The 14,817-nt window shown below is 63.5% G+C and carries 14 protein-coding genes; 7 read left to right on the top strand and 7 right to left on the bottom strand.

What is annotated here, in order from left to right; translation table 11 throughout:
* Positions 1–38 precede the first annotated feature (38 nt).
* Positions 39–536, top strand: a complete 498-nt coding sequence (locus C1D09_RS05375; protein WP_143973333.1) for an SRPBCC family protein — start codon at positions 39–41, stop codon at positions 534–536.
* Position 537: 1 nt separating this feature from the next.
* Here the strand turns inward: C1D09_RS05375 and C1D09_RS05370 are convergent, their stop codons facing one another.
* From C1D09_RS05370 to C1D09_RS05355, 4 genes are all read right to left on the bottom strand, one after another.
* Complete coding sequence (locus tag C1D09_RS05370) at positions 538–1,560, bottom strand: acyltransferase family protein (RefSeq protein ID WP_143973332.1); 1,023 nt, start codon at positions 1,558–1,560, stop codon at positions 538–540.
* A 271-nt stretch (positions 1,561–1,831) separates the two neighbouring features.
* Positions 1,832–2,629, bottom strand: a complete 798-nt coding sequence (locus tag C1D09_RS05365; protein ID WP_143973331.1) for an FAD binding domain-containing protein — start codon at positions 2,627–2,629, stop codon at positions 1,832–1,834.
* Positions 2,630–2,641: 12 nt separating this feature from the next.
* Positions 2,642–4,990 (bottom strand): xanthine dehydrogenase family protein molybdopterin-binding subunit, encoded by a 2,349-nt coding sequence (locus C1D09_RS05360; RefSeq protein ID WP_143973330.1) that lies wholly within the window; start codon positions 4,988–4,990, stop codon positions 2,642–2,644.
* A 110-nt stretch (positions 4,991–5,100) separates the two neighbouring features.
* Positions 5,101–5,601, bottom strand: coding sequence for a (2Fe-2S)-binding protein (locus C1D09_RS05355; RefSeq protein WP_143973329.1), 501 nt, complete (start codon positions 5,599–5,601; stop codon positions 5,101–5,103).
* A gap of 314 nt (positions 5,602–5,915) precedes the next feature.
* On the opposite strand from C1D09_RS05355, the gene C1D09_RS05350 reads away from it, so the two are divergent.
* Positions 5,916–7,052 (top strand): FIST signal transduction protein, encoded by a 1,137-nt coding sequence (locus C1D09_RS05350; RefSeq protein WP_143973328.1) that lies wholly within the window; start codon positions 5,916–5,918, stop codon positions 7,050–7,052.
* Between the two features lie 17 nt (positions 7,053–7,069).
* Positions 7,070–8,410, top strand: coding sequence for an ATP-binding response regulator (locus C1D09_RS05345; protein WP_143973327.1), 1,341 nt, complete (start codon positions 7,070–7,072; stop codon positions 8,408–8,410).
* 279 nt (positions 8,411–8,689) lie between these two features.
* Here C1D09_RS05345 and C1D09_RS05340 read toward each other — a convergent pair whose 3' ends face one another.
* Positions 8,690–9,373: a response regulator gene (locus C1D09_RS05340; protein WP_143973326.1), complete on the bottom strand. Its 684-nt coding sequence runs from the start codon at positions 9,371–9,373 to the stop codon at positions 8,690–8,692.
* Positions 9,374–9,596: 223 nt separating this feature from the next.
* Here C1D09_RS05340 and C1D09_RS05335 point away from each other — a divergent pair, with 223 nt between their 5' ends.
* Positions 9,597–10,295, top strand: a complete 699-nt coding sequence (locus C1D09_RS05335) for a fumarylacetoacetate hydrolase family protein (protein ID WP_143973325.1) — start codon at positions 9,597–9,599, stop codon at positions 10,293–10,295.
* Positions 10,296–10,305: 10 nt separating this feature from the next.
* Positions 10,306–10,956, top strand: a complete 651-nt coding sequence (gene maiA, locus C1D09_RS05330; protein ID WP_143973324.1) for a maleylacetoacetate isomerase — start codon at positions 10,306–10,308, stop codon at positions 10,954–10,956.
* 3 nt (positions 10,957–10,959) lie between these two features.
* Here the strand turns inward: maiA and C1D09_RS05325 are convergent, their stop codons facing one another.
* On the bottom strand, positions 10,960–12,204 hold the full coding sequence (locus C1D09_RS05325) for an MFS transporter (RefSeq protein WP_143973323.1): 1,245 nt from the start codon (positions 12,202–12,204) through the stop codon (positions 10,960–10,962).
* Between the two features lie 99 nt (positions 12,205–12,303).
* On the opposite strand from C1D09_RS05325, the gene C1D09_RS05320 reads away from it, so the two are divergent.
* Both C1D09_RS05320 and C1D09_RS05315 read left to right on the top strand, forming a co-directional pair.
* The gene (locus C1D09_RS05320; protein WP_143973322.1) at positions 12,304–12,765 is read left to right on the top strand and encodes a winged helix-turn-helix transcriptional regulator; all 462 of its coding nucleotides are present in this window, start codon (positions 12,304–12,306) and stop codon (positions 12,763–12,765) included.
* A gap of 113 nt (positions 12,766–12,878) precedes the next feature.
* Positions 12,879–13,919 (top strand): zinc-dependent alcohol dehydrogenase family protein, encoded by a 1,041-nt coding sequence (locus tag C1D09_RS05315; protein ID WP_143973321.1) that lies wholly within the window; start codon positions 12,879–12,881, stop codon positions 13,917–13,919.
* Positions 13,920–13,936: 17 nt separating this feature from the next.
* Here C1D09_RS05315 and C1D09_RS05310 read toward each other — a convergent pair whose 3' ends face one another.
* Positions 13,937–14,800 (bottom strand): DMT family transporter, encoded by an 864-nt coding sequence (locus C1D09_RS05310; protein WP_143973320.1) that lies wholly within the window; start codon positions 14,798–14,800, stop codon positions 13,937–13,939.
* Positions 14,801–14,817: the final 17 nt, after the last annotated feature.

The raw sequence follows: 14,817 nt of genomic DNA, 5'->3' as shown, positions 1-14,817 counted from the left end.
CTCCTAATATAAGCGTTCCACCAAATGGAGGAACCGCGATGCCAAGCAACGTCTTCCGCTTCGACGAAAGCTGGGACATTCCCGAAGGCACGCCGCAGCAAGTGTGGGACGTGCTCTCCGACGCCGAATTGCTGCCGCTCTGGTGGGGCGAGGTCTACAAGGAAGTGGTTCCGCTCGACCGCAAGGGCAAGGCGTCAGTCGGCTCGCGGGCAAGGGCGCGGGCGCGCGGCGCCCTGCCCTATGAGCTGAACTTCATCATCGAGGCCGCCGAACTCGAGCCTGGTCGGCTGGTCGTCGTGAAAACCTTGGGCGACTTCGACGGGCTGTGGCGGGCCGAACTGTCGCCGTCGGGCAGCGGCACTCATGTCCAACTGACCTGGCAGGTCACTGTCGAGAGGCCGATCCTCAAATTCCTGGCACCCCTGCTGCGGCCGGCCTTCGCCTGGAACCATCGCTGGACAACGCCGCGCGGCGAAGCCGGCCTGCGGCGCTATCTCAGGCTCGCAACAACGGTGCCTCGGCGCGATGACGCCTGAATCACCAGTTGCGGTTCAACCATTCACGCGCCGGCCGCTCGATGAGGTAATAGCTGCATAGCGCGCAGGCAAAGACCCCGGCCAGCATCGGCCATGGACTGCTGCCTTGCTCATAGACGAATTTGTAGAAGGGCTGCTGCCACAGATAGAGCGAGTATGACCACAGGCCCAACGTCGCCATGGGCCAGGACGAGAGCAATTTGGAAAAAATTGGCGTGCTGAAATCGAGCGCATTGACGGCCAGCGCCAGCAGCGGCACCGCAAGGAGATAGTGAATCGGCGTCGGCACCGGGTCCATGAACAGCAAAACAGCGACCGCCGCCGCCGCAAGGGCGACATAAGGCCCTTTCAGCACCGCCGGCAGCCGGTCTTCGGCCTTGAGCAGGCAGATCGAAGCCGACAGCAGAATCGAGGCGATGTGCACATCGGTGCGCCAGTAGGTAGCTTCGTAATCCAGCCTGAACACCCAGTACGACACCGCGCCATTGGCCATTGCGAGCAAGGCGAGCGTCACCAGCAAAGGGATGACGCGATTGCGGCTGGAGACGAGCGCGCTGATCAACGCCAGGATGATGTAGGCATGCTCCTCGACACAAAGCGACCAGATATGGTCAAGCGCTCCAGCGCGGGTGACGAGAATTCCGGCGTAATTGTAGGTGAATGTCAGCGCCGTCAGCGCCGCCTTCCATTTGAAGGCGATGAACGTGCCGGAGAACCCGATCATGGCAATGATGACGAAGACCAGAAGCGCCGGGTAGATGCGCGAGAAGCGGCGTTTGAAGAACTTCTTCAGCGGGTAGCGTTCGATGAACAGGATCTCGGCCATCAGCCGGCCGCTGAGCACGAAGAAGAATTCGACGCCCAACACGCCCAGATTGATTCCCGGGACCGGAAAAAAATGCCCGATCAGCACCAGGGCGATCGACAGGCCGCGCCAGCCATCGAGATAGGCCAATCTTGTTCTGGCCGATCTGTGGACGACGGATCGTGACGGAACCATCTGGGTCGCGGTAATTTCGGACATGCCGATCCTTCGCATTGGCATGCGAAAGGGCACGGCGGTAGATATCCGAACCCGGCTCGCATTCCCGCCCCAACCCATACTGCAGTGCAATATAGATTTGTGCAAGTGCGAGATTGACGGGCGACATAGTTCCTTGGGCAGCAGGCTGCTGCAATTTCTTCGAGCAAAGACCAGTCGCGTGGCGGAATTCCTTCACGGGCCGCACGGCTGCACACCATCGCACACGAAAAAGGGGCCAGGATGGCCCCTTTCATGTCGGCAACCGATGCTGTCAGGCGTTGGCTGCTGTCACCGCGCGCTTGGCCATGACCGCGATCAGGTTGGCGCGGTAGTCGGCGGAAGCGTGGATGTCGCTCATCAGGTTCTTCGCCGGCACTTTCACGCCGGCGAGCGACGCGGCATCGAAGTTCTTCGCAAGGGCTGCCTCGATCTCCTTCGAGCGGAACACGCCATCGTCGCCGGCGCCGGTCACCGCAACGCTGACGCCGTCCTTGCCCTTGGCCACGAACACGCCGACGATCGCATAGCGAGAAGCCGGGTTGCGGAATTTTTCATAAGCCGCCTTGGCCGGCGCGGTGAAGGAGACCGCCGTGATGATCTCACCATCCTTCAAGGCCGTTTCGAACAGGCCCTTGAAGAACTTGTCGGCCGATATCTCGCGCTTGTTGGTGACGATGGTGGCGCCCAACGCCAGAAGCGCCGCCGGATAGTCGGCTGCCGGATCGTTGTTGGCGATCGAACCGCCGATCGTGCCCTTGTAGCGTACCGCCGGATCGCCGATCAGCGATGCCAGATGGGCCAGCGCGGGGCAGGTCTTCTTGAGCTTCTCGTCGTTGGAGACGTCGAAATGCGTGGTGGCCGCACCGATAGTGACCGTCTTCCCCGATACCTTGATGCCTTGCATCTCCTTGATGCGCGACAGATCGACGAGATCTGAAGGGGCCGCCAGCCGCGTCTTCATGGCAGGTATCAGCGTCATGCCGCCGGACAGCAGCTTGGCGTCGCCGTTCTTCACCAGCTTGGCGGCGTCCGCAACCGAGGCGGCGCGATGGTAGTTGACCGAATACATGGCTGTTCCTCCTCAGTGCTTCGCGGCGCGGATCGCGGCCCACACGGTGGGCGGCGAGGCGGGCATGGCGATATCGGCGATGCCGATGGCATCGGTGATGGCGTTGATCACCGCCGGCGGAGAGCCGATGGCGCCGGCCTCGCCGCAACCCTTGATACCGAGCGGGTTGCCGGGGCATGGCGTATTCGAGGTCGAGACCTTGAACGACGGCAGGTCACCCGCGCGGGGCATCGTATAGTCCATGTAACTCGCGGTCAGCAGCTGTCCGCTGGCGTCGTAATGGGCGCCCTCCAGCAGCGCCTGGCCGATCCCTTGCGCGATGCCGCCATGCACCTGGCCCTCGACGATCATCGGATTGATGATATTGCCGAAATCGTCGGCGGCCACGAACTGGACGATCTCTGTCGTTCCGGTCTCCGGTTCGATCTCGACCTCGCAGATGTAGCAGCCCGCCGGGAAGGTGAAGTTCGACGGATCGTAGAAGGCCGTTTCCTTCAATCCGGGCTCCATCCCCGCCGGCAGATTGTGGGCCGTATAGGCGGCAAGCGCGACCTGGAACCACGGCACGTTCTTGTCGGTACCGGCAACCTTCAGCGCACCGTTCTCGATGACGATGTCGCCCTCGTCGGCTTCCAGCAGGTGGGCGGCGATCTTCTTGGCCTTGGCCTCGACCTTGTCGAGGGCCTTTGATATCGCCGACATGCCGACCGCGCCCGAGCGCGAACCGTAGGTGCCCATGCCCATCTGCACCTTGTCGGTATCGCCATGGACGATCGAAACCGAATCGATCGGAACGCCGAAACGCTGGTTGACCAGTTGCGCGAAGGTCGTCTCGTGCCCCTGGCCATGGCTGTGTGACCCGGTCAGTACCTCGATCGTGCCGACGGCATTGACCCGCACTTCGGCCGATTCCCAAAGGCCGACGCCGGCGCCGAGCGAGCCGACCGCCGCCGACGGCGCGATGCCGCAGGCCTCAATGTAGCAGCTCATGCCGATGCCGCGCAGCAGGCCCTGCTTGGCGGCCGCAGCCTTGCGCTTGGCAAAGCCGGTATAGTCCGAGGCTTTCATGGCCGCATCGAGCGAGGCGCCATAGTCGCCGGCGTCATAGTTCATGATCACCGGTGTCTGGTGCGGGAAGGAGGTGATGAAGTTCTTGCGCCGCAATTCGGCGGGCGACACGCCAAGCTCGCGCGCCGCCGCTTCCATCGTGCGTTCCAGGAGGTAGGTGGCTTCCGGTCGCCCTGCCCCGCGATAGGCATCGACGGGAGCCGTGTTGGTGTAGACCGTGCGCACATTGGCGTGGATGGCCGGTATGTCGTACTGGCCCGACAAGAGCGTCGCGTAGAGATAGGTCGGCACGCAGGACGAGAACAGCGACATGTAGGCACCGAGATTGGCGATCGTGTCGACCTTCAGCCCGGTAATCCTGTTGTTCTTGTCGAAAGCCATTTCCACCGTAGAGACATGATCGCGGCCATGTGCGTCGGAAAGAAAACTTTCGGTGCGGTCGGCGACCCATTTGACCGGCACGCCGGTTTTCTTGGAAGCCCACAGGCAGACGATCTCTTCTGGGTAGATGTAGATCTTGGAGCCAAAGCCGCCGCCGACATCCGGCGCGATGACGCGCAGCTTGTTTTCCGGCGCGACATTGTAGAAGGCGCTCATCACCAGCCGCGCGACATGCGGGTTCTGCGATGTCGTCCAGCAGGTGTAATGGTCCTCGGCCTTGTCGTAGTGGCCGAGAGCCGCGCGCGGCTCCATGGCATTCGGCACCAGCCGGTTGTTGACGATCTTCATGCGGGTGACATGCGCCGCTGCCTTGATCGCCGCGTCGGTCGCCTTGGCATCGCCGATCTCCCAGTCGAAGATCAGGTTGTTCTCAGCCTCGGCATGGATCTGCGGCGCGCCCTTCTCGAGCGCCTTGGTGGCTTCGACGACGGCCTTCAATTCCTTGTAGGTGATCTCGACCGCCTCGGCCGCATCGCGGGCCTGCCCCTTGGTCTCGGCCACGACGATGACGACGGCGTCACCGACGTAGCGGACCTTGTCGACGGCCAGCGGCGACCAGGCGCCCATCTTCATCGGCGAACCGTCCTTGGAATGGATCATCCAGCCGCAGATAAGGTTGCCGATGCCGTCGGCCTTGAGCTCCTTGCCTGTCAGCACGCCGATGACGCCGGGCATGGCCTGCGCTCGTCTGACGTCGATCTTCTTGATCTGCGCATGTGCGTGCGGGCTGCGCACGAAAGCCGCATGCTTCATGCCGGGAACCACCATGTCGTCGACATAGCGGCCGGCGCCGGTGATGAACCTTTTGTCTTCCTTGCGCGCGACCCGAGCGCCAACACCTTCAATACCCATCAGAAATTCCTCCCGAGATTGTAGGGGAGCAGGGTGAGTAAGGCAGTACCACAGTAGGGAAAAACTGGCTCCGGTTCCCTACTGCTAACTGCCTACTGCCTACTGCTCGTTCACGCAGCCTGTTTCGCCTTACCCTTGGCCCCCTTGGCCATCGTCTTCGATGCGGCGAGGATCGCCTTGACGATGTTGTGGTAGCCGGTGCAGCGGCAGATATTGCCTTCCAGTTCGGCTCGCACCGTTGCCTCGTCGAGGCCTTCGGGATGGCGGTTGATCATATCGGTTGCCGCCATGATCATGCCAGGCGTGCAGAAACCGCATTGCAGGCCGTGATGTTCCTTGAAGGCGGCCTGCACGGGATGCAGGTCGGCGCCATTGGCGAGACCTTCTATTGTTACAACGCTCGAGCCGGACGCCTGCACCGCGAGCATGGTGCAGGACTTTACCGCCTTGCCGTCGACATGGACGACGCAGGCCCCGCATTGCGAGGTGTCGCAGCCGACATGCGTGCCGGTCAGGCCGAGATTCTCGCGCAGGAAGTGAACCAGCAGCGTTCGGTCTTCGGCCGCCCCGCTGACCCGCTTGCCGTTCACCATCAACGAAACGTCCGACATGAATCCTCCCTGGGTATCAACCTTGGTCATCACGCTGCCGACGCGCCGCTGGCACTTTCGGCCATGCGTTATTCGTACACTGCACAACGCACAAAAAACAGCGCGACGGAAAAGCCGGATCATTGTACTTTCGGTCATGGCCAAGGCCGAAGGCGCATTCCCCTCGCCCCATTGCCAAAACACCGATTGGAAGCAACAATATCCTTCGACGCCTGCGCGCCAGAAGCCTGAAAAAACAGCCGCGTATAAGACAGCGTCGGAGGAAATGCGGGAGAACGCCGCTGACCAGTTCACGGACACGCTATGCCTGCGGCTTGTCGGCGCTGACCACGGACGAGCCCGACCCGGTTGCTTTCGCGCGCGCGGTGGCCAGCGAGGCCGCGGCAATCGACGCCGGCTTTGCCCTCGTGTTCTTCTCCCAGAGCCTTATCGAAGCCGGCGCCCTGTCGCGGGCGCTCTCGGCGTATGCGCCGGGGCTCCACCATGCTGGCTGCTCCACCGCCGGCGAGATCACGCCGCAGGGGCTCGAGGAAGGCCACATGCTGGCGATACTGCTTCCCTCGGCGTCATTTACCGCGGTCAGCGCCATGGTGGACAATCTATCCTCGTCGGGCATGGACAGGATCACCGGCGAGGTCGAGGCCTTGCGGCGCACGCTACGCGCCCGGGTGGGCGGCGAGCGGACCAGCAACACCTTCGCGCTCTGCTTCATCGACGGGCTGTCCTATGCCGAGGAAGCGGTCAGCTCTGCCATCCATTGGGGTCTTGACGACATACCCCTGCTCGGCGGCTCGGCCGGCGACGACCTGAAATTCGAGACGACGCGCCTGATCTCGAACGGCAGGGTCACCTCGGACAGCGCCATCATCGTGCTGATCGCCACGGACATTCCGTTCCACGTCTTCAAGACCGACAATTTCGTTCCGACCGACGAAAAACTGGTGGTCACGGCGTCCGACGCCGATCACCGCATCGTACGCGAGTTCAACGCCACCAATGCGGCGGAAGAATATGCCGCTTCCGTCGGCATCGTTCCGCAGACCCTGACGCCGCTGAGCTTTGCCTCGCATCCGGTGGTGGTGAAGGTGGGCGGCGAGTATTACTGCCGCTCGATCCAGAGGATGCACGCCGACGGCTCGCTGTCGTTCTTCTGCGCCATAGACGACGGCGTCGTGTTGTCGATCGCCCAGCCCAAGGACATGGTGGAATCGACACGCGCGGCCCTGCGCGAGGTGGAGGAGAGACTTGGCGGCATCGACCTGATCCTCGGCTTCGACTGCGTGCTGCGTCGCCTCGATGCGCGCAACCGGCAGGTCTTCCGCGACATTTCGGAACTCTACCGGGTCAACAATGTCGTCGGCTTCGGCACCTATGGCGAACAGTACCGGTCGATGCATTTGAACCAGACCTTCACCGGCATTGCCTTTGGCGAACGGCAAGCAGCGGAATAGGGCCGCGGAATGACAAGATGCCGCTCAAGGACATAAGCGACCTCGAAAAGCTGAAGAAGATCAACGCCGCCCTGGTCGGCCGCGTCGAGCGTTCGATGGACCAGCAAGGCAATGCCTTCTCGCTGTTCCAGACCGCCATTTCGCTGGAAAACCGCGTTCGCACGCGCACCGAGGAGTTGCACACGACCTTGCGGCGGCTGGAGCAGTCCAACATCGACCTCAGCGCCGCCAAGGAAAACGCGGAGTTCGCGAACCTTTCCAAGACGAGGTTCCTCGCCGCCGCCAGCCATGACGTGCTGCAGCCGCTGAACGCGGCTCATCTGTCCGTCTCGGCGCTCGCCGAGGTGCAGACAAGCGACGAAGGCAGGAAGCTGGTGCGGCAGGTCGAGCGCTCGCTGGAGACGATGGAGGACCTGCTGCGCACCCTGCTTGATATTTCCAAGCTCGATGCCGGCGTGGTGCACCCCGACATCGGCGACGTCAACCTGGAGGCGCTGTTCTCGTCGCTGCGCTCGGATTTCCAGCCGGTCGCCGAAATGAAGCGCCTGTCGCTGAAGTTCCGGCCCGTCAACGCCGTGGTCCGCTCCGACCGGACGCTGCTGCGACGCATCCTGCAGAACATCCTCTCCAACGCGCTGGGCTATACCCGCTCGGGTGGCGTGCTCGTCGGCACCAGGCATCGCGGCGACACGATACGCATCGATGTCGCCGATACCGGTTGCGGCATCCCCGAGGACCAGCGCGAGGCGGTGTTCGAGGAATTCCATCGCGGCACCTTGCCCGCCAATGCCGGTCTCGACGGCGGCGGCCTTGGGCTCGGGCTTGCCATCGTGCGCCGCATGGCCGGCGCGCTCGGCCACCCCGTGACCTTCTCATCGAAGGTCGGGCGCGGCACGATCTTCCACATTGATGTTCCTGTCGGCATCGGTGCCCCGGCCGATGCGATCGCCAGCGCCACCGGCCTAGAGCGGTCGCGCGGCTACGGCCTGTTCGGCACCAAGGTGCTGCTGGTCGAGAACGACGCCGAGGTGCTGGAGGCCATGACCTTCCTGCTCGAGCGCTGGCAGTGCCTGGTGCGGGCAGCAACCTCGACCGGCGATGCGCTTGACCTGCTCGGCGACACCGACTGGGTGCCCGACATCATCATTGCCGACCAGCATCTCGACGGCGGCGACCTCGGCACCGCCACCATATCGGACGTCCGCGACTATCTCGGCCGCGCCGTCCCGGCGCTGATCGTCACCGCCGACAGTTCCGAAGCCGTCGCCAAGGCAGCCCGGGCTGACGGCATCGAACTGATGCGCAAACCGCTGAAGCCGGCGCAGTTGCGCGCGCTACTGGCGCATTTGCTGGCGTAGAGACTTCACCCATGTCGATTTGGATCAATGGTCGCGAGGCTCGGAAAAATGATCGAAGTTGGAGCTCTCGTTTACGGGCACATCCTGCGCAACGAGCGGCAGATGCGGAAAGTACGATCACCTGGACGATTGCTCAGATTTCAACGTCGTTGGAATGAACCATCTCGCAGAGCGCCGAGATAATCTATTACTTCTAGCGAGTTGAAGCCTTGCTGGCTTGCCGAGTTCGACGATGGCAAATGGAACGAGCTGCCTCACGACGATTAAGTCAGAGAAGTCTCAAAACCCGGCCTGATCCCTGAAAAGCTCCGCATTGTCGAGCTTCGAAACCTCGATCACCGCTTGCGTGCGGCTGTAGACGTTGAGCTTGCGCAGGATCTCCGAGACGTGCGCCTTCACCGTGGTCTCGCCGACCTGCAGTTCGTAGGCGATCTGCTTGTTGAGCAGGCCCTGGCGCAGCATTTGCAGCACGCGCAACTGCTGCGGGGTCAGCTTGGACAGGCGCTGGACCATGTCGGCGCGGTCGATGCTGTCGGCGTCGGCCGGCTGGCCCTCATAGGTTTCCGGCACATAGATCGCGCCGTCCATCACCGAGCGGATGGCGGCGGCGAGATCGCTCTTGCGCGCCGATTTCGGAATGAAGCCGGCAGCACCATAGGACAGTGCCTCGGAAATGATCCGCGGCTCTTCGTAGCCGGACACGATCACCACGGGCAGGCGCGGATAGCGGGTCCTGAGTTGCAGCAGTCCGTCGAAGCCGTGCACGTCGGGCATTGAGAGATCGAGCAGCGCAAGGTCGAAAGGCTTGGCGTCGGCCAGCAGATCGATCGCCTCGGCGATCGAGCGCGCCTCGACCGTGTCAACCTCCGGATAGGCCATCTGCACGGCGCTGTGCAGCGCCTCGCGAAACAGCGGATGATCGTCGATGATCAGGAACCGGGCGCGATCGCTGGGTACTGTCATATGGCTCGTTCCGGTTTGCCTGCCACACCATAGCCCCGCGACCATGGCCGGATTATTGGCAAATAGTCTATCGCCGGTTGATAGACCGCTGCAAAAGTGCTGGGAACCTGAATTCCGTATCCAGTCCCAGGAAAGCCCGTGGCTTATGAAGGCGACGCCTTGCCCGGGCTCCGAAATCGGTCGAAGGTACCGCCATCACCCGATATCCAACGCAGAGACCGCCATGACCGCCTTCGCCCTTCCCGTGCCGCCAATGCCTTCAATCGCCATCAGCGGATCGGCCGAGCGCTTTGCCGTGCGGCGCATTTTCTGCGTTGGCCGCAACTATGCGGCGCATGCGCGCGAATTCGGCAATGATGAGCGCGATCCGCCCTTCTTCTTCACCAAGCCGGCCGACGCGGTGGTCGATTCCGGCACAGTGATCCCCTACCCGCCGCTGACGGCCAATCTGCACCATGAAATCGAACTGGTGGTCGCGATCGGCAGGCCGGGCTTACGCATTGCGCGCGAGCGGGCGCTGGACCATGTCTGGGGTTATGCCGTCGGCATCGACCTCACCCGCCGCGATCTCCAGGATGAGGCGAAGAAGACGGCACGGCCCTGGGACTGGTCGAAGGCGTTCGACCGCTCCGCCCCTTGCGGCCCGCTGGTGCCCGCTCAGAAATCGGGGCACCCGACGAAGGGGCGTATCTGGCTCGCCGTCAACGGCGCAGTCAAACAGGATGCCGACCTTGCCGAACTGATCTGGCCGATCGCCGACATCGTCTCGATCTGCAGCAGGGCGGTCGAGTTGCAACCGGGCGACCTGATCTTCACCGGAACGCCGGCCGGTGTCGGCGCGGTCAAGCCGGGCGAAACGATGGCCGGTGGCGTCGACGGCATCGGCACTGTCGAAGTGACGATCGGCCAGCCGCAATCATGAATGACAGGCCATGAGCGACATCGTCCTGCACAATTACTTCCGCTCCTCGACCTCCTACAGGGTGCGGATCGCGCTGGAGATGAAGGGGCTCAGCTATGACTATGTCCCGCATCATCTTCGCCATGGCGAGCATCTGGAACCGGCCTATCTCGCGGTCAATCCACAGGGGCTGGTGCCGGCATTGGTGCTCGACGACGGCACGCTTTTGACGCAGTCGCTGGCCATCATCGAATATCTCGACGAGATCCAGCCCGTGCCGCCGCTGCTGCCGAAGGGCCCGCTTGGCCGGGCGCGCGTGCGAATGCTGGCGCAGATGATCGCTTGCGACATCCACCCGGTGAACAATCTGCGCGTGCTGACCTCGCTGCGCACCTTGTTCGGTGCCGGCGACCAGGACATCACAAATTGGTTCCGCCACTGGGTGAACGAAGGTTTTCAGCCCCTTGAAAAGATTCTGGCCTCATCGCCTCAGACCGGAACATTCTGCCACGGCGAGGCGGCGGGGCTGGCCGATATATGCCTGGCGGCACAGGTCACCAGCAACGCCCGTTTCGGCGTCGACCTGACACCTTACCCGACGATCACCCGCATCAACGCCGCCTGCATGGCGCTGCCAGCCTTCCAGAAAGCCGCTCCGCAGAACCAGATCGATGCGGAGTAAGGTCTACTGACCGACGCGCAGCGTGAGCGCCCAGACCAGCGACGCCAGCAGCCCAATGCTGGCGCCCAGCAGGCAGACGCCGCTCCAGCCAAAGGCGCCATAGGTCATGGTCGAGGCGATGGAGCCGAGCGCGCTGCCGAGCGAATAGAAGATCATGTAGCCGCCGACCAGCCGACTGCGCGCATCCGGCCGGCGCGAAAAAATCAGGCTCTGATTGGTGACGTGCACGGCCTGGATCGCCAGATCCAGCATGACGATGCCGGCGACCAGCAGCCACAGCGACACGCCCAGGAAGGCGATCGGCAGCCAGGCCGCGATCATCAAAAGCAGGCTGAGGCCGGTGACCAGCTGGCCGCGCCCGCGATCAACGAGGCCGCCTGTCCAGCGAGCACCGAGAGTGCCCGCGACACCGGCAAGGCCGAACAGCCCGATCTCGGTATGCGAGAGTGAGAATGGCTCGGCACTGAGCGGCAGCACCAGCGGCGCCCACAGCACGTTGAAGCTGGCGAAGATCAGCATAGCGAGCGCCGCGCGCACGCGCAGCAGCGGCTCCTGCACGAACAGCAGCACCACCGAACCGAGCAGCCGCGGATAGGACGTGCGTGGCCGCTCCGCCTCGTGGCGGGGCAGGATGATGTAGAGAACCAGCGCCATGAGGAGCGTCAGCGCCGCCGAGGCCAGATAGACCCAGCGCCAGCCGGCGAAGTCAGCGACGACGCCGGCGACGAAACGGGCGAGCAGGATGCCAAGGATGACGCCGCTGGTGACGGTGCCGACCGCCCGCCCCCGCTCGGACGGCACGGCGAGGTCGGCGGCGTAGGCCACCAGCACCTGCACCACAACGGCAAGCGCCCCGACGACAGCAAGGCTTGCCAGCAGCGCCGCGGCGCTCGGTGCAATCCCGACCGCAATCAGCGCCACGGCGGAGAGAATAGCCTGAACGGCGATCAGCTTTCGCCGGTCGAAAAGGTCGCCAAGCGGCACGATGAAGAACAGGCCGAGCGCATAACCGATCTGGGTGACCGTCACCACGATACCGACCGAGGCCGGCGTGATGGCGAAATCATGCGCCATGGCGTCTAGCAGCGGATGGGCGAAATAGACGTTGGCGACGCTCAGGCCACAGGCGATGGCGAAGACCAGCGCCGTCATTCCTGATAATCCCGGTGGTGAGGCTGGTGTTGCCTGCGGCAGCGTATCGGACCGCTCCGGTCCTGTCGCCACGCCGTTCACCACCTGCAGATTCATGTCGCCCTCCACAATAGGTTTCAACTTGAAACCACTTGCTGGATAGGCAGAACAGTTTTATCTTGCAACCGAAATGATCTATCTGGACCAACCATTGCCGTGGTGAAACGAACGAGCCACCACCAAGCGGATTGCCTGATCGCGCGACCGCTGGATGCGATCGGTGACTGGTGGTCGCTGCTCATCGTGCGCGACGCCTTCGACGGCCTGCGCCGCTTCGGCGAGTTCCAGAAGAGCCTCGGCGTCGCCAAGAACATCCTGTCGGCGCGGCTGCGCAATCTGGTCGCGCATGGCATACTGGAAACGGTCCCCGCGCCCGACGGCAGTGCGCACCACGAATATGTGCTGACGCAAAAGGGGCGCGGCCTGTTCTATGTCCTGGTCGCCTTGCGGCAATGGGGCGAAACCTATTTCTCCGGGCCGGGCGAGCCCTACACTTTCATGGTCGATACGCAGAGCGGCCGACCGATCAGGCGCCTGGAGGTGCACGCCGAGGACGGGCGGCTGCTTTCTCCCGGCGATACAAGGCTCGCCGATTTCCGTAACCAGGAAAACAGCTGACCGCCCTGGCCGGTTCGGCGGACCAGCCAGCCTGGCGGAATGGATTTCCGCTTGACCGGCCAGGGAATCGGCTATCGTTTCCCCCGGGACAATGCACAGGGTTGGAGTGACCGATGAAAGCCGTCGTCTTCGAGAAATTCGGCGAAGCGCCGACGATCCAGACCGTTCCCGATCCGAAGCCGGCCGCCGATGGGGTCGTCATCAAGGTCGAGGCTACGGGGCTCTGCCGCAGCGACTGGCATGGCTGGATGGGCCATGATGACGGCATCACCTTGCCGCACGTCCCAGGACATGAGCTGGCGGGCGTCGTCGTCGCCGCCGGCAAGCAGGTCAGCCGCTGGAAGGCCGGAGACCGCGTGACGGTCCCGTTTGCCGTCGGCTGCGGCCGCTGCTTCGAATGCACCTCGGGCAATCATCAGGTCTGCGAGCACCAGACGCAGCCGGGCTTCACCGGCTGGGGCTCGTTCGCCGAATATGTCGGTATCGAACATGCCGACACCAATCTGGTTCGCCTGCCTGAGCAGATGGAGTACGCCACCGCCGCCAGTCTCGGCTGCCGTTTTGTCACCTCGTTCCGCGCCGTCGTCGACCAGGGCCGGGTGAAGCCCGGCGAATGGGTGGCGGTTCATGGCTGTGGCGGCGTCGGCCTGTCGGCGATCATGATCGCCAGTTCGATGGGCGCCAACGTGATCGCCATCGACCTCACCGACGATAAGCTGGAGTTCGCCAAAAAGATCGGCGCCGTCGCGACCATCAATGCGTCGACGACGCCGAACGTGGTCAAGGCGGTCAAGCAGATCACCAATGGCGGCGCGCATATGTCGATGGACGCGCTCGGACACCCCACCACCTCGTTCAACTCGATCGCCAATCTGCGCCGGCGCGGCCGCCATGTGCAGGTCGGCCTGATGCTGGGCGAGCACGCCCGCCCGCAGGTGCCGATGGACAAGATCATCGCCTTCGAACTCGAAATCCTCGGCAGCCACGGCATGCAGGCCTATCGCTACCAGGCGATGATGGACATGATCCGCAACGGCAAGCTCAGGCCCGAACTGCTGGTCGGCAAGAAGATCAGCCTCGACGAAGCGCCCGCGGCGTTGATGGCCATGGGCGGCTTCGAGGGCATTGGTATCGGGGTGGTGACGAAGTTCTAGGCGCGGGGCTTCCCGAACTACCGCGCGAACTTCTTCGCCCCGAACACACACGCCACCACGCCGAGCGTGACGACCACCATCAGCGGGCTGACCTGCTCGTGCAGAAGCGTCGCCGCGAGCGCCAGGCCGAAAAAGGGCTGCAGCAGCTGCAACTGGCCAACTGCCGCAATGCCGCCTTGCGCCAGGCCGCGATACCAGAAGACGAAGCCGATCAGCATGCTGAACAGCGAGACATAGGCGAGCCCGATCCAGGCGTTGGAGCCGATGCCGGCAAAGGATGGCGGCAGGGTGGCGAAAGTCAGCACCAGCATGATCGGCAGCGACAGCGTCAGCGCCCAGCAGATCACTTGCCAGCCACCGAGCCGGCGCGACAGCGCGGCGCCCTCGGCATAGCCCAGGCCGCAGACGACGATGGCGGCGAGCATCAGGCCATCGCCGACCGGCGAGGCTGTCACGCCCTGCGCCAGCGCGAAACCCGCGACCAGCGCGCTGCCGATGCACGAGAACAGCCAGAACGCCGGACGGGGGCGGTCGCCGCCACGCAGCACCCCGAAGATCGCGGTCGCCAGCGGCAGCAGGCCGATGAAGATGATGGAATGGGCCGAGGTGATGTGCTTGAGCGCCAATGCCGTCAGCAAGGGAAAGCCGACGACCACGCCCAGCGCCACGATCACCAGCGACACCAGGTCGCCGCGTTCCGGACGTTTCTCACGAAACAGCAGCAGCATCGCCAGGCCAAGCATACCGGCAATCGCGGCCCGGGCTGATGTCACGAAAGTCGGGTCAAAATCCATGACCGCCACGCGCGTCGCCGGCAGCGAGCCGCTGAAGATCAGCACCCCGATAAATCCGTTCACCCAGCCGCTCGCCGTCTTGTCCATCGCAAGCTCCATTTGTT

Origin of the sequence: Mesorhizobium intechi, assembly GCF_002879535.1 — a bacterium.
GTDB lineage: Bacteria > Pseudomonadota > Alphaproteobacteria > Rhizobiales > Rhizobiaceae > Mesorhizobium > Mesorhizobium intechi.
Note: the sequence above shows the minus strand (reverse complement) of the source record. Positions and strands in the feature narration are given on the sequence as shown.

Coding starts and splice junctions, on each gene's coding strand:
- C1D09_RS05335 (WP_143973325.1), top strand. CDS start 9,597: ATGACCGCCTTCGCCCTTCCCGTGCCGCCAATGCCTTCAATCGCCATC.
- C1D09_RS05365 (WP_143973331.1), bottom strand. CDS start 2,629: ATGTATTCGGTCAACTACCATCGCGCCGCCTCGGTTGCGGACGCCGCC.
- C1D09_RS05315 (WP_143973321.1), top strand. CDS start 12,879: ATGAAAGCCGTCGTCTTCGAGAAATTCGGCGAAGCGCCGACGATCCAG.
- C1D09_RS05345 (WP_143973327.1), top strand. CDS start 7,070: ATGCCGCTCAAGGACATAAGCGACCTCGAAAAGCTGAAGAAGATCAAC.
- C1D09_RS05360 (WP_143973330.1), bottom strand. CDS start 4,990: ATGGGTATTGAAGGTGTTGGCGCTCGGGTCGCGCGCAAGGAAGACAAA.
- C1D09_RS05375 (WP_143973333.1), top strand. CDS start 39: ATGCCAAGCAACGTCTTCCGCTTCGACGAAAGCTGGGACATTCCCGAA.
- C1D09_RS05310 (WP_143973320.1), bottom strand. CDS start 14,800: ATGGACAAGACGGCGAGCGGCTGGGTGAACGGATTTATCGGGGTGCTG.
- C1D09_RS05340 (WP_143973326.1), bottom strand. CDS start 9,373: ATGACAGTACCCAGCGATCGCGCCCGGTTCCTGATCATCGACGATCAT.
- C1D09_RS05325 (WP_143973323.1), bottom strand. CDS start 12,204: ATGAATCTGCAGGTGGTGAACGGCGTGGCGACAGGACCGGAGCGGTCC.
- C1D09_RS05370 (WP_143973332.1), bottom strand. CDS start 1,560: ATGTCCGAAATTACCGCGACCCAGATGGTTCCGTCACGATCCGTCGTC.
- C1D09_RS05355 (WP_143973329.1), bottom strand. CDS start 5,601: ATGTCGGACGTTTCGTTGATGGTGAACGGCAAGCGGGTCAGCGGGGCG.
- maiA (WP_143973324.1), top strand. CDS start 10,306: ATGAGCGACATCGTCCTGCACAATTACTTCCGCTCCTCGACCTCCTAC.